This is a genomic window from Geobacillus sp. PLS 41, assembly GCF_056494105.1.
The window spans coordinates 1,513,975-1,538,103 of the sequence record NZ_CM151395.1; the positions used below are offsets into that span (position 1 = coordinate 1,513,975).

Below are 24,129 nucleotides of genomic sequence, written 5' to 3' on the forward strand. Positions count from 1 at the left end.
AGGAATGACGGTGGAGGAACGGCTTGTATCCGGGGAGGTCTTAGGGGAAGAAACTGCGCTTGAACCGAGTTTGCGCCCGCAATATTTGCATGAATATATCGGGCAAGATAAGATCAAAGAAAACTTAAAAGTGTTCATTGAAGCGGCCAAGCTCCGCGAAGAGACGCTCGACCATGTGCTGCTGTACGGACCGCCGGGGCTTGGGAAAACGACGCTCGCCGTGATCATCGCCAATGAAATGGGCGTCAAGCTGCGAGCGACATCTGGACCGGCGCTCGAGCGGCCGGGAGATTTGGCGGCGCTTCTCACTTCGCTTGAGCCGGGGGATGTGCTCTTTATTGATGAGATCCACCGGCTGCCGCGGGCGGTGGAAGAGGTGCTCTATCCGGCGATGGAAGATTATTGCTTAGATATCGCGATTGGCAAAGGGCCGGATGCGCGCACGCTTCGCCTCGACTTGCCGCCATTTACGCTCGTCGGGGCGACGACGAGAGCCGGGGCGCTGTCGGCGCCGCTTCGCGACCGGTTTGGTGTCATCAGCCGGCTCGAATACTATCACGTCGACCAACTCGCCCAAATCATTGAGCGGGCGGCGGCCATCTTGCAAATCGGCATCGAGCGCGAAGCGGCGCTTGAGCTTGCCCGTCGGGCGCGCGGCACGCCGCGCATCGCCAACCGTTTGCTGCGGCGCGTCCGCGATTTTGCGCAAGTGCGCGGAGAGGGGGGAATTACGCTGCCGCTTGCTGTCGAGGCGCTCGAGCGGCTGCAAGTCGACCGGCTCGGGCTCGACCAAATCGACCATAAGCTGCTTTCAGCGATGATTGAAAAATTCGCCGGCGGCCCGGTCGGGCTCGAAACGCTGGCGGCCGTCATCGGCGAAGAAGCACAAACGATTGAAGAAGTGTATGAGCCGTACTTGATGCAGATCGGTCTCTTGCAGCGTACGCCGCGCGGGCGCGTCGTCACGCCGGCTGCGTACACCCATTTAGGAATGGAGGTTCCGAAGCGGTGAACAGCTTGCCAAAGTTGATCATGACGATCGGCGTTGTGCTCATCATGGTCGGGTTTGTCATGCAGTTTGTCAAACTCGGCCGCTTGCCGGGGGATATCGTCATCCGGAAAGGGAATATGACGTTTTATTTTCCCGTTGTGACATCCATCTTGCTGAGCGTTGTGTTATCGTTGATTTTTTACGTGCTCGGACGATTTCGCTGAAGGAAGGAGAACTGCGTCAACTACCCCCACTTAGCTAACGCTTGAAGTGGGGGCTTGCAACTCCCCAGAAGTGCAAACGGACTTCGTCCTCCTTCCTTGACTTGGGGTTGCATCAGGGGGCAGGTTGACGACTACCCAACGACGCAGGTCATGCCTGCATCGTTACCGATTCTCTCGGTGTGTCTGTTGGCAGTACTTGGCTTCCACACACAACAGACGGACCTACGCTCGATGTTTTACGGTTACAACGTTTCCTGTAACCAACTCCATACATCGAGTAGCCGTGATTGGAGTGCCTTTATTGAACGGTTTTCTCCACGCCTTTATTATATCATACACAAAAGAAAGGGGGGAACGCGCATTCCTCTCCCACTTACTCCCTTTGGTCGTTGAAGTGGGAGTCTCCTGCGCGAAATAGGATGAAAGTCGATTTGTTTGATTTTCATTTGCCGGAAGAGTTGATTGCGCAAACGCCGCTTCCAGACCGGGCGGCATCAAGGCTCATGGTGCTCGATAAACGAACGGGCGCCATTCGCCATGAAACGTTTCGCAACATTATTTCGTACTTGAATCCGGGCGACTGCCTCGTTTTAAACGATACGCGCGTCATGCCGGCGCGGCTTTACGGCGAAAAAGAGGAAACGGGCGGAACAGTCGAAGTGCTGCTGTTAAAGCAATTGGACGGCGACCGTTGGGAGACGCTCGTTAAGCCGGGCAAACGGGTCAAGCCGGGGACGAAGCTCACCTTTGGCGAGGGGAAGCTTGAAGCCGTCTGCCTCGATACGCTGGAACACGGCGGGCGAGTGCTTGAGTTTTCGTATGACGGCCTGTTTTATGAAGTATTGGCCGAACTTGGGGAGATGCCGCTGCCCCCGTACATTAAAGAAAAGCTTGACGACCCGGAACGGTATCAGACGGTGTACGCCCGTGAAATTGGTTCGGCAGCGGCGCCAACCGCCGGTTTGCATTTCACCGAAGAGCTGCTTGACGCCATTCGCGAAAAAGGGGTGCATATCGTCTTCATCACCCTTCATGTCGGGCTTGGCACGTTTCGGCCGGTGCAAGTGGACGACGTCGAGAAGCACGATATGCACGCCGAATTTTATCAAATGAGCGAGGAAACGGCTGAGACGTTAAACCGCGTCCGGGAGCAGGGCGGCCGCATCATCGCCGTCGGCACGACGTCGACACGGACGCTCGAGACGATCGCCGGCAAACATAACGGCCGATTTGTTGCCGAAAGCGGCTGGACCGACATTTTCATCTATCCGGGCTATGAGTTCAAAGGGATTGATGGGCTGGTGACGAACTTCCACCTGCCGAAATCGACGCTCATCATGCTCGTGAGTGCGCTTGCCGGGCGCGAAAATATTTTGCACGCGTATCAAGTAGCGGTCAAAGAGCGATACCGCTTTTTCAGCTTCGGTGATGCCATGCTCATCATTTGAGAAAGGAGAACAGCACGTTGACGACACCGATTCGCTTTGAACTGATCAAAACGTGCCGGCAGACTGGGGCGCGCCTTGGCATTCTCCATACGCCGCACGGGTCGTTTGAAACGCCGATGTTTATGCCGGTCGGGACGCTCGCGACGGTCAAGACGCTGTCGCCGGAAGAGTTGAAGGAAATGGGTGCAGGCGTCATTTTGAGCAACACGTACCATTTATGGCTTCGGCCGGGCCATGACATCGTCGAGGAGGCGGGCGGGTTGCATGCGTTTATGAATTGGGATCGAGGCATTTTGACGGATTCCGGCGGCTTCCAAGTGTTCAGCCTCAGTGAATTCCGCCGCATCGAGGAAGAAGGCGTCTATTTCCGCAACCATTTAAACGGCGATAAGCTGTTTTTATCGCCGGAAAAAGCAGTCGAGATTCAAAATGCGCTTGGCGCCGACATCATCATGGCGTTTGATGAGTGCCCGCCGTATCCGGCGACGTATGAATACATGAAACAGTCCATCGAGCGGACGAGCCGTTGGGCGGAGCGCTGCTTGAAGGCGCACCGCCGCCCGAATGAGCAAGGGCTGTTTGGCATCGTCCAAGGCGGCGAGTATGAGGAGTTGCGCCGGCAAAGCGCCCGCGATTTAGTGTCGCTCGATTTCCCGGGCTATGCGGTCGGCGGGTTGTCGGTCGGCGAGCCGAAGGAGGTCATGAATCGGGTGCTTGAGTTTACGACGCCGCTTCTGCCGGCGGACAAGCCCCGCTATTTAATGGGCGTCGGTTCGCCGGATTCGCTCATCGACGGGGCGATCCGCGGCATCGACATGTTCGACTGCGTATTGCCGACGCGCATCGGCCGCAACGGGACGGTGATGACGAGCGAAGGACGGGTGGTGATCAAAAATGCCCAGTACGCTCGCGACTTCTCGCCGCTCGATCCGAACTGCGACTGCTACACGTGCCGGAACTATACGCGTGCGTACATCCGCCATCTCATCAAATGTGATGAAACATTTGGCATCCGCCTCACGTCTTACCATAACGTCTATTTTTTGATAAAATTGATGGAGCAGGTGAGACAAGCGATCCGCGAAGATCGACTCGCCGATTTCCGTGAGGAATTTTTCGAATGCTACGGCTTCAACAAGCCGAATGCAAAAAACTTTTGACGACCGGAAAGGAGGGGGATTGCATGAACGCAGCGATCGCCAATTTGTTGCCGATTGTGCTGTTTTTTGTGCTTTTCTACTTTTTGCTCATTCGCCCGCAACAAAAACGGCAACGCGCCATCCAGCAAATGCAGGCGAATTTGAAAAAAGGCGATAAAATCATCACGATCGGTGGATTGCACGGCATCATCGACTCGGTCGATGAGGACAAAATCATCGTTCGCGCCGGCGACGGCACGCGACTGACGTTCGACCGCTCCGCGGTGAGAGAAGTGGTGGCGGAAAGCAAGGCGTAGCGAAAGCGCGGCCATCGGCGTCTAAGCTTGAGCGCCGATTTGAACGGCGGTGTGAAAAGCGCGAGCGAGACGCAATCTCGTTTCTTACCATCGCGCTCTCCATCACAAAAGGTGTCCCGTTTGCTTTGAGGACACCTTTTGCTTTTGCGCTGGTTTGTCGTTTTTACGTCCGTTCATAGCGCGACGATGACAAATTGACCCCGACGATGCCGCCTAAGGAAGCAGCGGCGAAAAAGGCAAGGTGGTACAGCCATTGTTCGACGGTAAACGATTTTTCCATGCCAAGAAATTGAAACAAAAAGATGATCGCCGTAAATAAGAGGCCGGTCAGCCCGCCGGCGAGCCATCCTTTTTCTTGGCTTTTTCCGCCGGCGACAACGCCGCCGATAAACAGCGAGACAACCGAGGCGGCAAACACGATCCAGGTGAGCAACGATTCGTGAATGTCCGTCCATTTGAGCAACAACGAAAAAATGAAGCTGACGAGCGCCGCCAACACAAAAACTGTGGCGATTCCATACACCAGTGCGCTGCCAAGCCGTGACACCGCGATCCCTCCTTGGCCCAAACGCTTTTTACCACAATATATTCACCGCCGGACAGGTTTAGACGTTTATTTTCGCTTGTTTTTGCCGGCCAGCCAGTGCAGCCCCGGAAGGTAGACGAGCTCTTCGCGCCGGATGAGCCGGAACAGAACGAGGCAGGCGGCATATAGGGCGGCTGTCGCGGCCATGGCAAGCAGCGTCCAAAGCGGTGCGGGCACCGCCAAAAGCGGATGGCGGGAGAGCGCATAGCCGATTGCGCCCGCAGCGATGATGGCGCCAAGCGCTTTGATGTACTCGCGCGCATCGATGGAAAAAGACACCACCTTGACGACCGTGGCAAAGTGAAGCAACGTCACAAGAACGGTGCTGACTGCAGTCGCCAGCGCCGCGCCCATAATGCCCAAACTTGGACGGGAAGCAAGGACGAAGATGCACACGAGCTTCACCACTGCTCCGATCAAGCTGTTCGTCATGGCGGCGTTCGCCAAGTCCAGTCCTTGCAAGACCGCCTGCAGCGGGCCTTGGAAATAATACAATAAGAAAAACGGCGCCATCACTTGAATAAAGATCGCGGCTTCACTTGTGCCGTACATCCAGCGCATGAGCGGCTCGGCGAACAAGTAAAGAACGACGGTGGAAAGGCCGCCGGTGACAAGCGACAAGCGCATCGCCTGGGCGATCCGGTATTCGACCAAAAGCAGCTTGCGTTGCGCCATGGCTTCGCTGATGGCCGGCACCAGGGCGGTCGAAAGCGCGTACGTAATAAACGACGGCAACGTCAACAACGGCAGCGCGTAGCCGACAAGCTGTCCGTATTGCCTTGTGGCAGTGGAGGCGGCGATGCCGGCCAATGCCAAGCTGTTGGCGACGACGATTGGCTCAAAAAACCAAGAAAGCGAGCCGATCAAACGGCTGCCGGCCGTCGGCAAGGCAATGCGCATGAGGCGGACGAACGTCTCTTTGCCGGCTTGAACGTAGTGAAAAAACTTTGTCCGCAGGCGAATCGATTTTTTAACCTTAAATAAAAACAGCAAATACAATAATGCTGCCAGCTCGCCGAGAACGGAAGACGCCATGGCGCCGGCGGCGGCATACTCGACGCCGTACGGCAAAAGCGGCTGTGTGCATAAGGCGATCAAGCTGATGCGGACGATTTGTTCCATCAAGAGCGAGTAGGCGTACGGTTTCATTTGCTGGCGTCCTTGAAAGTAGCCGCGCAGCACCGAAGAGATGGCGACGATCGGCACAATTGGAGCGATGGCAAGAAGCGGATAGTACGTGCGCGGGTCGGTGAACATCGTCCGGGAGAGCCATGGCGCAGCAGCGATCAACGCCGGCAGAAGCACGATGCTTAGCGCGCCGGTGGTGGCCAGCGACACGACGAGAATTTGTTTCACCCGCTGCCGGTCGCCGGCCGCCTCTGCTTCGGCGACGAGTTTGGAAATGGCGACCGGCAGCCCGATCTGCGTCGCGGTAATCGCTAAAACGAGCGTCGGCACGGCCATCATGTACAGCCCGACTCCTTCATCGCCGATCATGCGGGCGACGACAATTCGGTTGATGAAGCCGAGAATTTTCGTAATAAAGCCAGCGGCGATTAAAATGACCGTACCTTGTAAAAATTTAGACATTTTCTCCCCCTGCCTTCTCAAATGCCTCCGTCTTTTATACAATATATGCAAGGCCCATGGCCAAGCATGACAAGATTGGCAGGCGGCAATGGATACAAGGGGGTATGGGGGATGGATGAAAACCGGAAGCTGCGCGAACAGCTCATGCCTGCGCTCGAGTCGAAGTGCGATGAGTTTCGTCTTCTCGGCTATACGCAAGTGACGATGGACGGGCTGTGGGAATGTTTATGTTCCCGCAAGTGGAAGCATCGGCCGGCGGAAAAAAAACTGCATGAGTTGGTCAGCGACATTTTCTCTCTTTCGCCGAGCGAGTATATGATGTTTTTGACGATGCGTTCGTATAAGCAGCAGGCGGCCGGCGATGATGAGTTGGAGCGGGTTTTAAAGGAATTGTTATAGTGGAAAATTGACACTTGCCGGCTGCTGTTTCATAATGGAAGGCGAGGCCAATGTTTTGCTTGGCGCTGCGGCGGACGGCGCCGAGGCAAGTTGAAGGAGGATCTTAAGGAGAATGGTAAAACGAAGCCGCATCGTCGCCTTTTTTCTGCTCCTGCTTTTGTTCGCCGGAGTGATGGGGCCGACGATTCAAGGAATTGTACATAACATCAAACTGGGCCTTGACTTGCAAGGCGGTTTTGAAGTGCTGTATGAAGTGAAGCCGGCCAAAAAAGGCGATAAGATTGACCAAGAGACGCTGCAAAGCACCGTCAGCGCGCTGAATAAACGGATCAACGTCCTTGGCGTCAGCGAGCCGCGCGTTGACATCGAGGGAGGAAACCGCATCCGCGTCCAGCTCGCCGGGGTGAAAGACCAAAATGAGGCGCGCGAAATTTTGTCCACGCAGGCGAAATTGACGTTCCGCGATGTCAATGACAACGTGCTTATGGATGGAAGCGACCTCGTCCAAGGCGGAGCGAAGCTGTCGTTTGATGAAAACGGCCGGCCGAGCGTCGCTCTGAAATTGAAAGACGCCGACAAGTTCCGCCAGGTGACGGAAAAAGTATATAAAATGGGGCCGCCAAACAACATTTTAGTCATTTGGCTCGATTTTAAAGAAGGGGTGGACTCCTACCGGAAAGAAGCGGGCAAAGCTGATCCGAAATTTATTTCCGCCGCTTCAGTCAACCAAGTGTTCAATCAGACGGATGTGTCGATCGTCGGCAATTTTACGGTCAAAGAAGCGCAACAGCTGGCCGATTTGCTCAATGCCGGCGCGCTGCCGGTCGAGCTGCATGAAATTTACTCCACGTCCGTCGGCGCTCAGTTTGGGAAAAACGCCCTGCAAAAAACGGTGTTGGCCGGCATCATCGGTGTGGCGGCGATCTTCTTGTTCATGATTTGGTTTTACCGGCTTCCCGGGATCATCGCCGTCATTACGCTGTCGGTATACATTTATTTGATTTTGCTTTTGTTTGATTGGATGAACGTCGTTATGACGCTGCCAGGCATTGCCGCCCTGATTTTGGGGGTTGGGATGGCGGTCGATGCCAACATTATTACGTACGAACGGATCAAAGAGGAGCTGAAGCTCGGCAAGTCGATGCTGTCGGCGTTCCGTGCTGGCAACCGCGGGTCGTTTGCGACGATTTTTGACGCCAACCTTACGACGATCATCGCCGGCGCTGTTCTTTTTATTTACGGGACAAGCTCGGTGAAAGGGTTTGCGACGACGCTCATCATCAGCATCGTCGTCAGCTTTCTCACCGCCGTTTACGGCACGCGGCTGTTGCTCGGACTGCTTGTGTCAAGCCGCTGGCTCGATAAAAAGCCGGAGTGGTTTGGCGTCAAAAAGTCGGAAATCTTAAACATTGCCGAAACGACCGAGGAAACGGAAGTGCCGACGAAGTTTGACCGCTGGGATTTTGTCAAACATAGCAAAAAGTTTTTCATTTTCTCTGGCGCATTGACGATCGCCGGCGTCATCTCGTTGTTTGCCCTGGGGCTGAATCTTGGCATTGACTTCACGAGCGGAACGCGCGTTGAGGTGACGAGCAGCCAGCCGATCGATGCTAAAGAGTTGAGCCGCTATTTCGAGCGGCTCGGCTACAAGCCGGAAGATGTCGTCCTGTCCGGCACGGATGGGAAAACAGGCGTCGTCCGCTTGATTGGCGTGCTCGATAAGCAAGAAATTGCCAAGCTGAAAAATGAATTGAAGCAAGCGTATGGCAACGAACCAAACATCAGCACCGTCTCTCCGGTCGTCGGCAAGCAGCTGGCTCGCAACGCGCTCATTGCTGTGCTGATTTCCTCGATCGGCATCATTCTTTACGTGACGATCCGCTTTGAGTGGCGAATGGCGCTCGCAGCCATTGTCGCCTTATTGCACGATGCGTTTTTTATCATTACCGTGTTCAGCTTGACGCGTCTTGAAGTCGATTTGACATTCATCGCCGCGGTGCTGACGATCATCGGGTACTCGATCAACGATACGATGGTCACGTTTGACCGCATCCGGGATTTGATGAAAAAGCGGAAAGTGAAAACGGTCGACGACTTGAAGCATATCGTCAACCGGGCGTTGCAGCAAACATTTACGCGCTCGGTCAATACCGTCTTGACCGTCTTGTTTACGGTCATCGCGTTGCTCATCTTTGGCAGCGAAGCGATCCGCAATTTCAACCTCGCCTTGCTCGTTGGACTTGTGTGCGGCGTCTATTCGTCGCTTTGCATCGCTTCTCAGCTTTGGGTCGTTTGGAAAGGACAGGAGCTCAAAAAAGGGAAAGGAGCCAAAAAAGCGGCGGCCGAGGCCGAACCGCAAGTGTAACAGCGCGCCGGAAAAGCGAATGTGCTTTTCCGGCGCCTTTTTGTTCGGTGCAATGCTTAGGGCGGAAAATGGATACACTAACCGTCAGATGCAACATAGGCAGCGCGTGAGGCTGCTGAATGCAAAGGTGGGGGAGATGGCCATGGAACACGAACAGCGGTTCAGGCAGGCGAAAACGGCAGCGATCGTCGGGATCGCTGGAAATATGGCGCTTGCTGCTGTCAAGGCGGCGGTCGGCGTGTGGAGCCAAAGCCAAGCGTTGATCGCTGATGCCGCCCATTCAGCGTCCGATGTTGCCGGCTCGTTCGCCGTTTGGGTCGGACTGCGGGCCGCTGCGCGCCCGCCGGATGAGGATCATCCGTACGGGCATGGGAAAGCGGAATCAATCGCCGCCATTATTGTGGCGGTTCTTCTATTTCTCGTTGGGATCGAGATCGGGCGCTCGGCGTTTCTGTCATTTTTCGCCCCACTGTCGCCGCCCGGGGCGGCCGCCATTTACGTCTTGTTGTTGTCGATTGCTGTCAAAGAAGCGATGTTTCGCTATAAATACCGGCTCGGGAAAAAGCTAAACAGCGATGCGCTGATCATCAACGCCTATGAGCACCGATCGGATGTGTTTTCGTCGTTTGCTGCGCTCATCGGCGTCGGCGCCGCCATTGTCGGTGGAAAATGGGAGATTGACTGGCTTGTATACGCCGACCCGCTCGCCGGATTGTTCGTCTCGCTGCTTGTTCTGAAAATGGCATGGGACCTTGGCCGACAGTCGGTCCATACGGCGATCGACCATGTGCTTCACGAGGAAGAGGCCGGCTATTTGCGCGAGGCGGTCTTGTCCATTCCCGATGTGCGGCAAATCAATGAGCTGCATGCGCGCGAGCACGGCCATTACGTCATCGTCGATTTGAAAATCGCCGTCGATCCGCAATTGACGGTCGAAGAGGGGCACCGGATCGGAAAGAAAGTGAAAGAAAAACTGCTGACGCTGCCGCGCGTCCGCAATGTCATGGTTCACATCAACCCGTACAACCCGGAAAAAAAACCGTAATGTCGTTGCCTGCCCTTTTCTCCTTTTTGTATAATAAGGAGAGTTGAGGTGGGAGACATGTTGAAAGCGAAAACGCGTTGGGAGGTGGAGCGCCTCGATGAGCAGGCGGTGAGGCGGCTGGCTGAGGAAGCCGGCGTCACGCCCTTATTGGCGAGGCTTCTCGTCCGCCGCGGGGTGCAGACGGCCTCGGAGGCGGCGGCGTTTCTCAATCCGCTTCGCCAACCGTTTCATGATCCGTTTTTGCTTGACGGGATGGAGCGAGCGATTCAGCGTCTAAAGCGGGCGATCGACGCGGGTGAACGCGTGTTGGTATACGGCGATTACGATGCCGATGGCGTTTGCAGCACGTCGGTGATGGTGAGTGCTCTCAAGGAGGCGGGGGCGTCGGTCGAGTTCTACATTCCGAACCGATTTACGGAAGGATACGGGCCGAACATGGCGGCGTTTCGCTCCGCAAAAGAGCGCGGCGTTTCCGTCATTGTGACCGTCGACAATGGGATTGCGGCGGTCAAGGAAATTGCGGCCGCCAACGAGTGGGGGATGGATGTCATCGTAACGGATCACCACGAGCCAGGTCCGGTGTTGCCGGAGGCGCATGCGATCATTCATCCGAAGCAGCCGGGAAGTACATATCCGTTTCGCGATTTAGCCGGCGTCGGCGTTGCGTTTAAGGTAGCCCATGCCTTGCTTGGGCGGGTGCCGCGCCATTTGCTTGATTTGGTCGCGATCGGCACGATCGCTGATTTGGTTCCGCTTGTTGGGGAAAACCGCCTCTTTGTTGCACACGGGCTTGAAGCGTTGCGAGCGACGGAGCGCATCGGGCTGCGCGCTCTTTTTCGGCAATGCCGCATTGATGCGGCGGCCATCAACGAACAGACGGTCGGATTTGTCATCGCTCCGCGCTTGAACGCGGCGGGGCGCCTCGGCGGCGCCGATCCGGCAGTGGCGCTCTTAATGACGGACGATGAGAACGAAGCGGTGCAGCTGGCGGCGGAGATGGACGAGTTAAACCGCGAACGTCAGCAGCTTGTGGCACAAATCGCTGAAGAAGCGGCGGACATGGTGCGCCGCCAATTTCCTCCTGAGGAACATCGCGTCTTGGTTGTGGCAGGCGAAGGATGGAATGCCGGAGTGGTGGGCATTGTTGCTTCTAAGCTTGTCGAGCAGTTTTACCGCCCGGCGGTCGTGCTTTCCATCGACCGGGAAAAAGGGATCGCCAAAGGGTCAGCCCGCAGCATTCATGGGTTTGACTTATTCGCCAGCCTGTCGCAATGCCGCGACCTGTTGCCGCACTTTGGCGGCCACCCGATGGCGGCGGGGATGACATTGTCGCTTGATGATGTCGAAGAATTACGGCAACGGCTGAACGACATCGCCGCCGAAACGTTGTCTGAGGACGATTTTACGCCGCCGACGTTCATTGATGCTTCCTGTTCGATTGCTGAGTTGACGCTGTCGGCCGCCCGCAGCCTTGAGCGGTTCGCTCCGTTTGGCGTCGGCAATCCGCGGCCGCTTGTTCTCATTGAAGGGGCGTCCGTTGAAACCATGCGGCGCGTCGGGGCGAACGGAGCCCATATGAAAGCCGTCTTTTCCCAAGACGGGGCCGCGATCGATGCCATCGGCTTCGGCCTTGGGCCGTTATGCGAAGAAATCGCTCCGGATGCGCGCATTTCGGCGGTCGGGGAGCTGTCGGTGAACGAATGGAACGGGTTCGCCAAGCCGCAGCTGTCGTTGTGTGATCTGGCGGTCAGCGACTGCCAGCTGTTTGACGTCCGCGGCTGCCGCGACGTCCGTCCACTTCTTGAGCGGCTGCCAAAAGAGAAGCGGCTAGTCGTCTCCTTTCGCTGTGAAACTGGGCAGCGCCCGGACGTGGCGCCATTTCGCGGGGAGCTTCATTGCGTGCCGACCGAAGAAGAGGCGGGCGCCTTATCGATTGACGACCGCTATGTCGTGCTGCTTGACGTGCCGCCGCGGCTGGCCTTGCTGTCGGCGCTTCTTGGCAGCGGGCGGCCGGCGCGCATTTACGCGGTGTTTGCCCAGCCCGAGGCGCAATTTTTCCGCACGTTTCCGACGCGCGAACATTTTAAATGGTTTTACGCCTTTTTGCATCAACACCGTTCGTTTCCGCTCGCCAAGCGCGGTGGTGAGCTGGCCCGCGCCCGCGGTTGGACGGAAGAGACGGTTCATTTTATGGCGAAAGTATTTTTAGAGCTTGACTTTATCAGCGAACAAAACGGCGTCATTTCGCTCGTTCATCAGCCGGCGAAGCGCGATTTGCACGAATCGCCGACGTACCGCCGGCGGCGGGACGAGCTCGAGGCGGAGCATCAGTTAGTCTATTCCACTTACGAGCAATTGAAACGCTGTTTGGCGGAAATGACACGTTCGCAAACGCACGAGGAGGCAAACGTATCATGGACTTAAAACAATACATTACGATTGTGCCCGATTTCCCGAAGCCGGGCATCATGTTTAAAGATATTACAACGCTGATGGACAACGGTCCGGCGTACAAATATGCGACCGACCAAATTGTTCAATATGCGCGCGAAAAACAAATCGATATCGTCGTTGGTCCGGAAGCGCGCGGCTTTATCATCGGATGCCCAGTCGCCTATGCGCTTGGCGTCGGATTTGCGCCGGTGCGCAAGGAAGGGAAGCTGCCGCGCGAAGTCGTCCGTGTGGAGTATGGCCTGGAATATGGAACAGATGTCTTGACGATGCATAAAGATGCCATTAAGCCAGGGCAGCGCGTGTTGATCACCGACGACTTGCTGGCGACGGGCGGGACGATGCGGGCGACGATCGATTTGGTGGAACAGCTCGGCGGAGTGGTGGCCGGATTGGCGTTTTTGATTGAGCTTACCGAGCTTGGCGGCCGCAAAAAATTGGAAGGCTACGATATTTTGACGCTGATGCAGTTTTAAACAGTCGACATTGTTCGCATCTTCGGATACAATAAAGAAAAAAGGGGCACTCACACATGAGTGCTCTTTCTTATTAACCGTATGAACGCAACGGACCTCTGTGCTTTGCAGCTTCAATTTTAATCGATTAAAAAGGTGATTCAACCCTATGGCCAATGAACAAGTGCTGACAGCGGAGCAAGTGTTTGAACGAGCGAGCTGTTATTTGTCGGAACAAGACGTCGCCTTTTTGAAAAAGGCGTATGAGTTTGCCAAGCACGCCCATCGCGACCAATTTCGGAAATCGGGCGAACCATACATCATCCATCCGATTCAAGTCGCGGGCATTTTGGTGGACTTAAAGATGGACGCGACAACGATCGCCGCCGGGTTTTTGCATGATGTCATCGAAGACACCGAGGCGACAAAAGAAGACCTCGAGCGCGAGTTCGGCGCGGAAGTGGCGATGCTTGTCGACGGGGTGACGAAGCTTGGGAAAATTAAATATAAATCGCAGGAAGAACAGCAGGCGGAAAACCACCGGAAAATGTTTTTGGCCATGGCGCAAGATATCCGGGTCATTTTGATCAAGCTCGCCGACCGGCTGCACAATATGCGGACATTGAAACATTTGCCGGCCGAAAAACAGCGGCGCATTGCCAATGAGACGCTCGAAATTTTCGCTCCGCTCGCGCATCGGCTCGGCATTTCGAAAATCAAATGGGAGCTTGAGGATACGGCGCTTCGCTATTTAAACCCGCAGCAATATTACCGCATCGTCAATTTAATGAAGAAAAAGCGGGCCGAGCGCGAGCAATATTTGGAGGAAGTCATTCAAGAAGTGCGCGAACGGCTCAACGAAGTGCATATTCCTTGCGAAATTTCCGGGCGTCCGAAACATATTTACAGCATTTATCGAAAAATGGTGATGCAAAATAAACAGTTCAACGAAATTTACGATTTGCTCGCTGTCCGCATCATCGTCAACAGCATCAAAGACTGCTATGCTGTGCTCGGCATTATTCATACATGCTGGAAGCCAATGCCAGGCCGCTTCAAAGACTACATCGCCATGCCGAAGCCGAACATGTACCAATCGCTCCATACGACGGTGATCGGCCCAAAAGGCGAACCGCTTGAGGTGCAAATCCGCACGTTTGAAATGCATCAAATCGCCGAGTTCGGGATCGCCGCCCATTGGGCGTACAAAGAAGGAAAGACGATCAAACCCAACTCGTTTGAAGAAAAGCTGTCTTGGTTTCGGGAAATTTTGGAATGGCAAAACGACGCCAGCAATGCCGAAGAGTTCATGGAATCGCTCAAGATGGATTTGTTTTCCGACATGGTGTTCGTCTTCACGCCAAAAGGCGATGTCATCGAGCTGCCGGCCGGATCGGTGCCAATCGATTTCGCTTACCGCATCCATTCGGAAATCGGCAACAAGACGATCGGGGCGAAAGTCAACGGCAAAATGGTGCCGCTTGACTACAAGCTGCAAACGGGCGACATCGTCGAAATTTTAACTTCCAATCATTCGTACGGTCCGAGCCAAGACTGGCTGAAACTGGCGAAAACGTCGCAGGCGCGCAACAAAATCCGCCAGTTTTTCAAAAAGCAACGGCGCGAAGAAAACATCGAAAAAGGCAAAGAGATGGTCGAAAAAGAGGTGCGCAGCCTCGGCTTTGAGCCGAAAGAAGTGATGACGGCCGACAACGTAAAGCGCGTCGCCGAAAAGTTCAACTTCTCGAACGAAGACGATATGTATGCGGCAGTCGGCTATCATGGCATCACAGCGGCGCAAATCGCCCATCGGTTGACGGAAAAATGGCGAAAGCAGCGCGATCTCGAGGAACAGCAGCGCAAACTGGCCGAAGCGGTCTTCGAAGCCAAGCTGCCAGCTGGCAAAAAGCGCGACTGCGGCATTCGCGTCCAAGGAATGGACAACTTGCTCATCCGTTTGTCGCGCTGCTGCAACCCGGTGCCGGGCGATGAAATTATCGGCTTCATTACCCGCGGCCGCGGCATTTCCGTCCACCGCGCCGATTGCCCGAACGTCAAGACCGAAGAAGCGGCCGATCGGTTGATTGCCGTAGAATGGGAGAGCGGAGCAAACGGCGAGCGTGAATATAACGTGGACATTGAGATCACCGGATTTGACCGCCGCGGTTTGCTGAATGAGGTGCTGCAGGCGGTGAATGAAACGCGCACCGATATTTCCGCCGTCTCGGGACGCTCAGACCACCGACATAAAATTGCGACGATCCATATGACAATCGCCATTCATAATTTGAGCCACTTGCAAAAAGTCGTCGAACGAATCAAACAAATTCCCGACATTTATTCCGTCCAGCGCTTGATGAACAACTAAGGGCGGCGAAAGGAGGGATGCAAGTGAGAGCGGTCATCCAGCGGGCGAAAGAGGCCAAAGTCACCGTCGGCGGCGAAGTCGTTGGTGCCATTGATGCGGGTTTTGTCGTCCTTCTTGGCATCACGCATGAAGATACAGAAGACGATGCTGCCTATTTGGCTGAGAAAATCGCTCATTTGCGCGTTTTTGAAGATGAAGACGGAAAAATGAACCGCTCCTTGCTTGACGTCGGCGGGGCGGTGCTGTCGGTGTCGCAGTTCACCCTTTACGGCGACTGCCGAAAAGGCCGGCGCCCGAACTTTATGGCGGCGGCCAAGCCCGACCATGCCTTGCCGCTGTATGAGGCGTTCAACGCCGCTTTGCGCGAAAGAGGCGTTCATGTAGAAACCGGCGTATTCGGTGCGATGATGGACGTATCGCTCACAAACGACGGGCCAGTCACCTTGATCATCGACAGCAGCGAGAAACTGGGAAACAGATGAAGTTTCCCGGTTTCTTTTTTTATTTTCGGCGAAAAATGGGAAAGATGAAAACAGTGGCATAGCAGAGAAAGGAGGAGGGCGATGCGGCAGACGAGAAAAAGTGAACAGGCGCACCAGGCAAGCGATGTGCTGTCCGTCGACTTTCACGAATGGGTGCGGCTCGAGGCCCAATATAGAGCGTTTGAGTTGGCATCCGAATTCGGTGTGGCGCCGAAAGACGTACAAATGTTGAAAAAACAGCAGCCCCGCCCGTAAACATGGCGAGTTGGAAGGAGCGCACGGGGCGTGTGGATGTTTCGTGGGCCTAGGCGGTGTGGCCGTTCAGACGAAACAGCTGCGAATGAGCGCTGCGCATCCGCTCAACACTGATCCGGCTCGGTAGAGGAAAAAATCCATTGCATATGTATTGACAAACATATGCCCCTATATGATAATAAGTATTGGTTTAAAATTATTATAAATTAACAGTCGCAGGAGGTAGATGAAGCAATGTCTTTGGTTGGGAAAAAAGTACAACCATTCCGTGCCCAAGCGTATCACAACGGCGAATTCATCGAAGTGACAGAGCAAGACTTCATGGGGAAATGGAGCATCGTTTGCTTCTATCCAGCGGACTTTACGTTCGTCTGCCCGACGGAGCTCGAAGATTTGCAAGATCACTACGCGACGTTTAAAGAACTTGGCGTGGAAGTGTACTCGGTTTCGACCGACACTCACTTTACTCATAAAGCATGGCACGATACATCGCCAGCCATCAGCAAAATCGAATACGTGATGATTGGCGATCCTTCGCATCAACTGTCGCGCATGTTTGATGTGCTCGATGAAGAACAAGGATTGGCGCAGCGCGGCACGTTCATCATCGATCCAGACGGCGTCATTCAAGCGGTGGAAATCAATGCGGACGGCATCGGCCGCAACGCCAGCACGCTGATTGATAAAATTAAAGCGGCCCAATATGTGCGCAACCATCCGGGTGAAGTCTGCCCGGCGAAATGGAAAGAAGGAGCGGAAACGCTGAAGCCAAGCCTAGACCTCGTCGGCAAAATTTAAGGGGGGCTTAGGCGATGCTGCTGGATGCTGACATCAAGGCGCAACTAGCCCAGTATTTGCAATTGCTTGAAAATGATATTGTCTTGACGGTAAGCGCGGGAGACGACAACGTTTCCCGCGATATGCTTGCTTTAATCGATGAATTAACGGCGATGTCGTCGAAAATCAAAGTGGAAAAAGCGAAGCTGGAACGAACGCCAAGCTTCAGCGTCAACCGGGTCGGCGAAAACACCGGCATCACCTTCGCCGGCGTGCCGCTCGGCCATGAATTTACGTCCCTCGTTTTGGCGCTGCTTCAAGTGAGCGGGCGGCCGCCGAAAGTCAGCCAAGACGTCGTGGACCGCATTCAACAAATCAGAGGCAAACATCATTTTGAAACGTACGTCAGCCTGACCTGCCACAACTGCCCGGACGTCGTGCAAGCGCTCAACATTATGAGCGTGTTGAACCCAGATATTTCGCATACGATGATCGACGGGGCGGCGTTTAAAGAAGAAGCGGAGCAAAAAGGGATTATGGCCGTACCGACGGTGTTTTTAAACGGCAAACTGTTCGCGAGCGGCCGCATGTCGCTTGAAGATATCCTCGCCAAATTAGGGAGTGCTCCGGATGCTTCTTCCTTCGCCGACAAAGAGCCGTTCGACGTGTTGGTGATCGGCGGCGGCCCTGCGGGTGCGACAGCAGCCATTTACGCAGCGCGCAAAGGCATTCGCACTGGGATTGTTGCGGAGCGCTTCGGTGGACAAATTTTAGATACGCTCGGCATTGAAAACTTTATCAGCGTCAAATATACGGAAGGACCGAAGCTTGCGGCCAGCATTGAGGAACATGTGAAGCAATACAACGTCGACATCATGAACTCGCAGCGGGCAAAACGACTCGAGAAAAAAGACTTGATTGAAGTCGAGTTGGAAAACGGCGCCGTGTTGAAAAGCAAAACGGTTGTGATCGCAACGGGCGCCCGTTGGCGCAACCTTGGCGTGCCGGGCGAGGAAGAGTTCAAAAACAAAGGGGTCGCCTATTGCCCGCATTGCGACGGCCCGCTGTTCGAAGGGAAGCACGTGGCGGTCATCGGCGGCGGGAACTCTGGAGTCGAAGCGGCGATTGACCTCGCTGGCATCGCCAGCCATGTGACGCTGCTTGAGTTCGCCCCTGAACTCAAGGCCGATGCTGTTTTGCAAGATCGTTTGTACAGCTTGCCGAACGTAACGGTGATTAAAAACGCGCAAACGACGGAAATCACCGGCACGGACAAAGTCAACGGCTTGACGTACATTGACCGGGAAACAGGGGAAGAACATCATATCGAATTGCAAGGCGTGTTCGTGCAAATCGGCCTTGTTCCGAACACCGAATGGTTGGAAGGAACGGTGGAACGGAATCGCTTCGGTGAAATTATCGTCGATAAACGCGGCGCGACGAACATTGAAGGCGTCTTTGCCGCGGGCGACTGCACGGACAGCGCCTATAAGCAAATCATTATTTCGATGGGCTCGGGTGCAACCGCAGCGTTAAGCGCGTTTGATTATTTGATTCGCCATTAAAGAGAGCCGAAGGTGGACCGCCTCTTCGATCCCATGGAGGGGCGGTTCAATGAATCGGCTCTCTTTTTTTACAACAAGGAGAAAAATGCGATGAGACATCAAGGTTTTTCTCTTTGCGAACAACCATGAATCACAGCTGCTAGGACAACTTGACAAACGGGCGAGATTGTCCGTAATATAAAATTACATCTTTCTCATACGGAACAACCGATGATGGAGAAAAGTAGTTAAGGTCCACATGGCCAGAGAGGAAGCGCCCAAGGCTGCGAGCGCTTCTCCATGATGGCTTAACGAAAGACACTCCGTAGGTTTCCCTTTGAACGCGCTTTGCGCCAGTAAAGGGGAACGTGTGCCATGCGTTAATGGCGACAAGCGGAAGCCGGATCGGCTTCAATTAGGGTGGCACCGCGGGAATGACGCTCTCGTCCCTATCGATCACAGGGACAAGGGCGTTTTATTTTGGGCAAAGGAGGATGAGCATGGCTTTTCAAATTCCAAGAGGGACACAAGATGTGCTGCCGGGTGACTCGGAAAAATGGCAATATGTCGAGCACATTGCCCGCAGCCTCTGCAGCCGGTATGGGTATCAGGAAATCCGGACGCCGATTTTTGAACATACGGAGCTTTTTTTGCGCGGCGTGGGGGATACAACGGACATTGTGCAAAAAGAAATGTACACGTTCGAAGACAAAGGGGGGCGCGCGCTGACGCTCCGCCCGGAAGGAACGGCGCCGGTTGTCAGAGCGTTTGTCGAGCATAAGCTGTACGGCAGTCCGAACCAGCCGCTGAAATTGTATTACAGCGGGCCGATGTTTCGCTACGAGCGTCCGGAAGCGGGACGGTTCCGCCAGTTCGTCCAGTTCGGCGTCGAGGCGCTCGGCAGCAGCGATCCGGCGATTGACGCCGAGGTGATGGCGCTAGCGATGCATATTTACGAAGCGCTTGGCTTAAAACGGATCCGGCTTGTCATTAACAGCTTGGGCGACCTTGACAGCCGCCGGGCGCACCGAGAGGCGCTTGTTCGCCATTTTTCAAACCGCATCCACGAGCTGTGCCCGGACTGCCAGACGAGGCTTCATACGAATCCGCTCCGCATTCTCGACTGCAAAAAAGACCGCGATCATGAGCTGATGGCGACGGCGCCGTCGATTTTAGACTATTTAAATGACGAATCGCGCGCCTATTTTGAGAAAGTGAAACAATACTTGACAGCGCTCGGCATCCCGTTTGTCATCGATGCGCGGCTCGTGCGCGGGCTTGACTATTACAACCACACGACGTTTGAAATTATGAGCGAAGCGGAAGGATTTGGCGCGGCGGCGACGCTGTGCGGCGGCGGGCGTTACAACGGGCTTGTCCAAGAAATCGGCGGTCCGGAGACGCCGGGCATCGGCTTTGCCTTGAGCATCGAGCGGCTGTTGGCCGCCCTTGACGCCGAAGGAGTGGAATTGCCGGTGGAGAGTGGGCTTGACTGCTATGTCGTCGCTGTCGGTGAGCGGGCGAAAGACGAGGCGGTCCGCCTCGTTTATGCATTGCGCCGCTCCGGATTGAGGGTCGATCAAGATTATTTGGGCCGAAAATTGAAGGCGCAGCTGAAGGCCGCCGACCGGCTTGGGGCATCGTTTGTCGCCATTATCGGCGATGAAGAACTCGAGAGACAGGAAGCGGCGGTAAAGCATATGGCGAGCGGCGAGCAAACGAATGTACCGCTCGGCGAGTTGGCGCACTTTTTGCATGAACGGATCGGGAAGGAGGAGTGAGCGAATGGAACGCACATATTATTGCGGAGAAGTGCCGGAAACGGCCGTCGGCGAGCGCGTCGTGCTCAAAGGCTGGGTGCAAAAGCGCCGCGACTTAGGCGGCCTCATTTTCATTGACTTGCGCGACCGAACGGGCATCGTCCAAGTTGTCGCCAGCCCGGACGTGTCGGCTGAAGCGCTGGCGGCAGCGGAGCGCGTGCGGAGCGAATACGTTTTAAGCGTCGAAGGAACGGTCGTCGCCCGCGCGCCCGAGACGGTCAATCCGAACATCGCGACCGGCCGCATTGAAATTCAGGCGGAACGAATCGAGATCATCAACGAGGCAAAAACGCCGCCGTTTTCGATTTCCGATGACACGGATGCGGCGGAAGACGTGCGCTTAAAATATCGGTATTTGGATTTGCGCCGCCCAGTCATGTTTCAAACACTGGCGCTTCGCCACAAAATCACAAAGACGGTGCGCGACTTTTTGGATAGCGAACGCTTTTTGGAAATTGAAACGCCGATGTTGACGAAAAGCACGCCGGAAGGGGCGCGTGACTATTTGGTGCCAAGCCGCGTCCATCCGGGCGAATTTTACGCCTTGCCGCAGTCGCCGCAAATTTTTAAGCAGCTGCTCATGGTCGGCGGCGTGGAACGGTACTACCAAATCGCCCGTTGCTTCCGTGACGAGGATTTGCGCGCTGACCGCCAGCCGGAATTTACGCAAATCGACATCGAAATGTCGTTTATCGAACAAAAGGATATTATGGATTTAACCGAACGGATGATGGCTGCCGTCGTGAAAGCGGCAAAAGGGATCGACATCCCGCGCCCGTTTCCGCGCATCACGTATGACGAGGCGATGAGCCGCTACGGCTCGGACAAGCCGGATATACGCTTTGGCCTCGAGCTCGTCGACGTATCGGAAATCGTCCGTAATTCAGCATTTCAAGTGTTCGCCCGCGCCGTCAAAGAAGGAGGCCAAGTGAAGGCGATCAACGCGAAAGGTGCTGCCCCTCGCTATTCGCGTAAAGATATTGACGCCTTAGGAGAATTTGCCGGCCGCTACGGGGCGAAAGGGCTCGCCTGGCTGAAAGCGGAAGGCGAAGAGCTGAAAGGACCGATCGCCAAGTTTTTCACCGATGAGGAACAGGCGGCGCTGCGTCGAGCGCTTGCTGTCGAAGACGGAGATTTGCTTTTGTTTGTCGCCGACGAAAAAGCGATCGTCGCAGCGGCGCTCGGCGCGTTGCGGCTGAAGCTTGGCAAGGAGCTCGGCTTGATCGACGAAGCGAAGCTCGCGTTTTTGTGGGTGACGGATTGGCCGCTTTTGGAGTATGACGAAGAAGAAGGGCGCTATTACGCCGCCCACCATCCGTTTACGATGCCGGTGCGCGACGACATTCCGCTGTTGGAGACAAACCCAAGCGCCGTCCGCGCGCAGGCGTACGATCTCGTCTTAAATGGCTATGAGCTTGGCGGCGGCTCGCTTCGCATTTTCGAGCGGGACGTGCAAGAAAAAATGTTCCGCGCCTTAGGGTTCAGCGAAGAAGAAGCGCGCCGCCAGTTCGGATTCTTGCTTGAGGCGTTTGAATACGGCACTCCGCCGCACGGCGGCATTGCGCTTGGCCTTGACCGGCTGGTGATGTTGCTCGCTGGGCGCACGAACTTGCGCGATACGATCGCGTTTCCGAAAACGGCGAGCGCGAGCTGCTTGCTTACCGAAGCGCCGGGGCCGGTCAGCGACAAGCAGCTCGAGGAGCTGCACTTGGCGGTTGTGCTTCCGGAAAACGAGTAACAGCGGCATCTGAAAAAGAAACGTTGGCAATAGATGTTCACAAAGGCTGAAAAATGTGTTACAATAAAACTAACAACCGTCCTAATGTGTTCGTCGGATCACTGATCGTTTTGACCGAACAGTTTATGATCCGGGAGCTCGGGGTTTCCAAGCGGCGTGCACGCCTCTTCGTCACAGGGGAAGCGCAAACCTTGGAACAGGGCACCCACCTATGGGAGAGCGGGTTCAAAACGAAGGCATCGACGGCACGATTGGGACTGGCGACATTAAGGAATCAACAACATTTCCCCTATGCGGATGGCCGCATAGGGGTTTTGTTTTGCCAGCAAAATGCCGTTGCCTCTTTTGCTGTCTTGATGGTAGGATAAAAAGCGGCATAAACATCAATTTTGAAGCAAACGGAGAGGAGAACGATGCTGCACCAATTTTCCCGCAATGAACTCGCGATTGGCCCTGAAGGGTTGGAACGCTTAAAAAACGCCACCGTCGCCGTCCTTGGCGTCGGCGGCGTGGGGTCGTTCGCCGTCGAGGCGCTCGCCCGTTCCGGCATTGGCCGATTGGTGCTTGTTGATCGCGATAACGTCGATATCACCAACATCAACCGGCAAATCCATGCGTTGCTCTCGACCATCGGGCGTCCGAAAGTGGAGCTCATGAAAGAGCGCATCGCCGACATCAACCCGGCGTGCGAGGTGATCGCTTTGCAAATGTTTTATACGGAAGAGACGTATGAGCAATTTTTCGCCTATGATCTGGATTTTGTCATCGATGCGTCCGACACGATTGTGTACAAAGTGCATTTGATGAAACAATGCCTCAAGCGCGGCATTCCGATCATCTCCAGCATGGGTGCGGCGAACAAAATGGATCCGACCCGGTTCCGCATTGCCGATATTTCGAAAACACACACCGATCCGATCGCGAAAGTCATCCGCGCCAAGCTGCGCAAAGAAGGGATCCGCCGCGGCATTCCGGTCGTCTTTTCCGACGAGAAGCCGGTGAAAATCCGCGAAGATGTCCGCCAGGTCGTCGGCAATGACGCTTCGCCGATCCGCAAGGCGAAAATGCCGCCGTCTTCGAATGCTTTCGTTCCATCAGTTGCCGGGCTTATTATGGCTTCCTACGTGATTCATCGTCTATTAGAGGGAATTCCCATAAGGCGCGTTGGCGACGATTGAACGACTCCACCTTCATTTCGAACAAAATGGGAAGGTGGAGATTCCTGTGAACATCGGTGCATTCACCGGTTTGTTAGCGGGCGCTGTCCGTCGTTCCAGCGGTGAAAACGTGTCCCGATGCTTGTTGGGGCACCTTCTTTTTTTATGAATGGGCGAGCGATTCGTTCGATCCGTTCGCCTCGGCGGCAAACAGCTGGGCAAGAGAGAAGCGGTCGCCTTCTTCGGAAGCGAGCTGGCGGGCGCGGGCCATGATTTTCACGAGCGCTTCATAATCTTCTTGCACGGTGGTCTGCCTCGTTTCAAGGCGTTCGAGTTTTTGAGCAAGCTGTTCGTTCCGCGTCTGCCATTCCGCCCGCTCGCGTTTCAGGCGCTCGTTGTCCTGGCGGATCGCTTCCATCTCCTCGATGCCGCGCCGCAATGTTTGCAAAAATGAAATGCACTGCTCCAGTGTCAATGGGGCCGCCGGGAGAAAAGGCGATGACCCTTCGGCGCCATCCCGTTCTCCAGAAGGACTCCAAGCAGCAACCGTACTGTCTTTTTGCCACTTTTTCATCATTTCGAGCGCCCGTTTCCGTTCTTTCCGCTGCTTTTTTGCCTGTTCGATCGCCTCAAGGTACCGTTTGCGCACCTCGGCGTTCCAACGGAATCCGCATGCTGCCGCTGTGCGGTGCAGTTGTCTCCCAACGACTTCAAAAGCGGCAAGTTGCGTTTTTCCTTCGCGTATATATTGCAGCACCGTTTCAGCCAACAGTACATCTTCTTCATGTGACCAAGCATCCTGTCTTGTTTTCATGTTGTCCACCCCATCAAATGGTAATGTTGATATGGTCATAGTTTTTCCGTTTGATTTCCACTTTAAACTTCGCCCTTTTCATTTTTCCCATTTTCATGTATCATAGAAATAGTTTTGTATGACCGGTCAGTTCAAAACAATTAGACTGATTGGTCAAAATCGTG

21 protein-coding genes, 1 other RNA gene and 1 other annotated feature are annotated in these 24,129 nt (G+C 54.9%); of the genes, 19 read left to right on the forward strand and 3 right to left on the reverse strand.

Translation table 11 applies throughout. The features are described from left to right. Positions 1–10: 10 nt before the first annotated feature. From ruvB to yajC, 5 genes are all read left to right on the forward strand, one after another. Positions 11–1,012: a Holliday junction branch migration DNA helicase RuvB gene (gene ruvB / locus ACVX3G_RS07450; protein WP_021321863.1), complete on the forward strand. Its 1,002-nt coding sequence runs from the start codon at positions 11–13 to the stop codon at positions 1,010–1,012. Beyond that, on the forward strand, positions 1,009–1,215 hold the full coding sequence (locus ACVX3G_RS07455) for a DUF2905 domain-containing protein (protein ID WP_011232066.1): 207 nt from the start codon (positions 1,009–1,011) through the stop codon (positions 1,213–1,215). The genes ruvB and ACVX3G_RS07455 overlap by 4 nt, the downstream gene beginning before the upstream one ends. A 419-nt stretch (positions 1,216–1,634) precedes the next feature. Beyond that, positions 1,635–2,663 carry a tRNA preQ1(34) S-adenosylmethionine ribosyltransferase-isomerase QueA gene (gene queA / locus ACVX3G_RS07460; RefSeq protein WP_011232065.1) on the forward strand — a complete coding sequence of 343 codons (1,029 nt, stop codon included), beginning with the start codon at positions 1,635–1,637 and terminating at the stop codon, positions 2,661–2,663. A 17-nt stretch (positions 2,664–2,680) separates the two neighbouring features. Next, the gene (gene tgt / locus ACVX3G_RS07465; RefSeq protein ID WP_011232064.1) at positions 2,681–3,823 is read left to right on the forward strand and encodes a tRNA guanosine(34) transglycosylase Tgt; all 1,143 of its coding nucleotides are present in this window, start codon (positions 2,681–2,683) and stop codon (positions 3,821–3,823) included. Between the two features lie 23 nt (positions 3,824–3,846). Then, a complete protein-coding gene (yajC, locus tag ACVX3G_RS07470; RefSeq protein WP_011232063.1) occupies positions 3,847–4,119 on the forward strand; it encodes a preprotein translocase subunit YajC in 273 nt (90 codons plus the stop codon). Positions 4,120–4,282: 163 nt separating this feature from the next. Here the strand turns inward: yajC and ACVX3G_RS07475 are convergent, their stop codons facing one another. Beyond that, positions 4,283–4,666 (reverse strand): TIGR04086 family membrane protein, encoded by a 384-nt coding sequence (locus tag ACVX3G_RS07475; protein ID WP_011232062.1) that lies wholly within the window; start codon positions 4,664–4,666, stop codon positions 4,283–4,285. A gap of 66 nt (positions 4,667–4,732) precedes the next feature. Further along, entirely contained in the window at positions 4,733–6,295 is a 1,563-nt protein-coding gene (gene spoVB / locus ACVX3G_RS07480) for a stage V sporulation protein B (protein WP_011232061.1), read from the reverse strand. Between the two features lie 111 nt (positions 6,296–6,406). Between spoVB and ACVX3G_RS07485 the strand changes: the two genes are divergently transcribed. The 14 genes from ACVX3G_RS07485 (at position 6,407) to ACVX3G_RS07550 (ending at position 23,172) form a co-directional block, all read left to right on the forward strand. Further along, positions 6,407–6,694, forward strand: a complete 288-nt coding sequence (locus ACVX3G_RS07485) for a post-transcriptional regulator (protein ID WP_013524218.1) — start codon at positions 6,407–6,409, stop codon at positions 6,692–6,694. Between the two features lie 112 nt (positions 6,695–6,806). Beyond that, a complete protein-coding gene (secDF, locus tag ACVX3G_RS07490; protein ID WP_011232059.1) occupies positions 6,807–9,059 on the forward strand; it encodes a protein translocase subunit SecDF in 2,253 nt (750 codons plus the stop codon). Between the two features lie 136 nt (positions 9,060–9,195). After that, positions 9,196–10,104: a cation diffusion facilitator family transporter gene (locus tag ACVX3G_RS07495; RefSeq protein WP_014196411.1), complete on the forward strand. Its 909-nt coding sequence runs from the start codon at positions 9,196–9,198 to the stop codon at positions 10,102–10,104. A gap of 57 nt (positions 10,105–10,161) precedes the next feature. Next, positions 10,162–12,528: a single-stranded-DNA-specific exonuclease RecJ gene (gene recJ / locus ACVX3G_RS07500; protein ID WP_020278388.1), complete on the forward strand. Its 2,367-nt coding sequence runs from the start codon at positions 10,162–10,164 to the stop codon at positions 12,526–12,528. Then, complete coding sequence (locus ACVX3G_RS07505) at positions 12,519–13,031, forward strand: adenine phosphoribosyltransferase (RefSeq protein WP_013144641.1); 513 nt, start codon at positions 12,519–12,521, stop codon at positions 13,029–13,031. Before recJ ends, ACVX3G_RS07505 begins: the two co-directional genes overlap by 10 nt. A 148-nt stretch (positions 13,032–13,179) precedes the next feature. Next, positions 13,180–15,378, forward strand: coding sequence for a RelA/SpoT family protein (locus tag ACVX3G_RS07510; RefSeq protein WP_011232055.1), 2,199 nt, complete (start codon positions 13,180–13,182; stop codon positions 15,376–15,378). 23 nt (positions 15,379–15,401) lie between these two features. Then, on the forward strand, positions 15,402–15,860 hold the full coding sequence (dtd, locus tag ACVX3G_RS07515) for a D-aminoacyl-tRNA deacylase (RefSeq protein WP_011232054.1): 459 nt from the start codon (positions 15,402–15,404) through the stop codon (positions 15,858–15,860). 81 nt (positions 15,861–15,941) lie between these two features. Continuing rightward, positions 15,942–16,115, forward strand: a complete 174-nt coding sequence (locus ACVX3G_RS07520) for a hypothetical protein (RefSeq protein ID WP_014196408.1) — start codon at positions 15,942–15,944, stop codon at positions 16,113–16,115. A gap of 234 nt (positions 16,116–16,349) precedes the next feature. After that, positions 16,350–16,913 carry an alkyl hydroperoxide reductase subunit C gene (ahpC, locus tag ACVX3G_RS07525; RefSeq protein WP_011232052.1) on the forward strand — a complete coding sequence of 188 codons (564 nt, stop codon included), beginning with the start codon at positions 16,350–16,352 and terminating at the stop codon, positions 16,911–16,913. Between the two features lie 14 nt (positions 16,914–16,927). Continuing rightward, positions 16,928–18,457 (forward strand): alkyl hydroperoxide reductase subunit F, encoded by a 1,530-nt coding sequence (gene ahpF / locus ACVX3G_RS07530; protein WP_011232051.1) that lies wholly within the window; start codon positions 16,928–16,930, stop codon positions 18,455–18,457. Positions 18,458–18,658: 201 nt separating this feature from the next. Then, positions 18,659–18,890: a binding site (T-box leader), on the forward strand. 46 nt (positions 18,891–18,936) lie between these two features. Beyond that, positions 18,937–20,217, forward strand: coding sequence for a histidine--tRNA ligase (hisS, locus tag ACVX3G_RS07535; RefSeq protein WP_011232050.1), 1,281 nt, complete (start codon positions 18,937–18,939; stop codon positions 20,215–20,217). Positions 20,218–20,221: 4 nt separating this feature from the next. Next, positions 20,222–21,994 carry an aspartate--tRNA ligase gene (gene aspS / locus ACVX3G_RS07540; protein WP_014196407.1) on the forward strand — a complete coding sequence of 591 codons (1,773 nt, stop codon included), beginning with the start codon at positions 20,222–20,224 and terminating at the stop codon, positions 21,992–21,994. Positions 21,995–22,069: 75 nt separating this feature from the next. Beyond that, positions 22,070–22,256, forward strand: a non-coding RNA gene (gene ssrS, locus ACVX3G_RS07545) — 6S RNA. A gap of 151 nt (positions 22,257–22,407) precedes the next feature. Continuing rightward, the gene (locus tag ACVX3G_RS07550) at positions 22,408–23,172 is read left to right on the forward strand and encodes a tRNA threonylcarbamoyladenosine dehydratase (RefSeq protein WP_014196406.1); all 765 of its coding nucleotides are present in this window, start codon (positions 22,408–22,410) and stop codon (positions 23,170–23,172) included. Positions 23,173–23,314: 142 nt separating this feature from the next. On the opposite strand, the gene ACVX3G_RS07555 is transcribed toward ACVX3G_RS07550, so the two are convergent. Continuing rightward, positions 23,315–23,965 (reverse strand): RsfA family transcriptional regulator, encoded by a 651-nt coding sequence (locus ACVX3G_RS07555; RefSeq protein WP_014196405.1) that lies wholly within the window; start codon positions 23,963–23,965, stop codon positions 23,315–23,317. Between the last annotated feature and the right edge of the window lie 164 nt (positions 23,966–24,129).

Excerpts from the sequence above, each read along its gene's own strand:
- ACVX3G_RS07520 (WP_014196408.1), top strand. The coding sequence starts at position 15,942 with ATGCGGCAGACGAGAAAAAGTGAACAGGCGCACCAGGCAAGCGATGTG.
- ACVX3G_RS07550 (WP_014196406.1), top strand. The coding sequence starts at position 22,408 with ATGCTGCACCAATTTTCCCGCAATGAACTCGCGATTGGCCCTGAAGGG.
- aspS (WP_014196407.1), top strand. The coding sequence starts at position 20,222 with ATGGAACGCACATATTATTGCGGAGAAGTGCCGGAAACGGCCGTCGGC.
- ACVX3G_RS07505 (WP_013144641.1), top strand. The coding sequence starts at position 12,519 with ATGGACTTAAAACAATACATTACGATTGTGCCCGATTTCCCGAAGCCG.
- queA (WP_011232065.1), top strand. The coding sequence starts at position 1,635 with ATGAAAGTCGATTTGTTTGATTTTCATTTGCCGGAAGAGTTGATTGCG.
- ACVX3G_RS07485 (WP_013524218.1), top strand. The coding sequence starts at position 6,407 with ATGGATGAAAACCGGAAGCTGCGCGAACAGCTCATGCCTGCGCTCGAG.
- yajC (WP_011232063.1), top strand. The coding sequence starts at position 3,847 with ATGAACGCAGCGATCGCCAATTTGTTGCCGATTGTGCTGTTTTTTGTG.
- secDF (WP_011232059.1), top strand. The coding sequence starts at position 6,807 with ATGGTAAAACGAAGCCGCATCGTCGCCTTTTTTCTGCTCCTGCTTTTG.
- ACVX3G_RS07495 (WP_014196411.1), top strand. The coding sequence starts at position 9,196 with ATGGCCATGGAACACGAACAGCGGTTCAGGCAGGCGAAAACGGCAGCG.
- hisS (WP_011232050.1), top strand. The coding sequence starts at position 18,937 with ATGGCTTTTCAAATTCCAAGAGGGACACAAGATGTGCTGCCGGGTGAC.
- spoVB (WP_011232061.1), bottom strand. The coding sequence starts at position 6,295 with ATGTCTAAATTTTTACAAGGTACGGTCATTTTAATCGCCGCTGGCTTT.
- ACVX3G_RS07555 (WP_014196405.1), bottom strand. The coding sequence starts at position 23,965 with ATGAAAACAAGACAGGATGCTTGGTCACATGAAGAAGATGTACTGTTG.
- recJ (WP_020278388.1), top strand. The coding sequence starts at position 10,162 with ATGTTGAAAGCGAAAACGCGTTGGGAGGTGGAGCGCCTCGATGAGCAG.
- ahpC (WP_011232052.1), top strand. The coding sequence starts at position 16,350 with ATGTCTTTGGTTGGGAAAAAAGTACAACCATTCCGTGCCCAAGCGTAT.
- ACVX3G_RS07510 (WP_011232055.1), top strand. The coding sequence starts at position 13,180 with ATGGCCAATGAACAAGTGCTGACAGCGGAGCAAGTGTTTGAACGAGCG.
- ahpF (WP_011232051.1), top strand. The coding sequence starts at position 16,928 with ATGCTGCTGGATGCTGACATCAAGGCGCAACTAGCCCAGTATTTGCAA.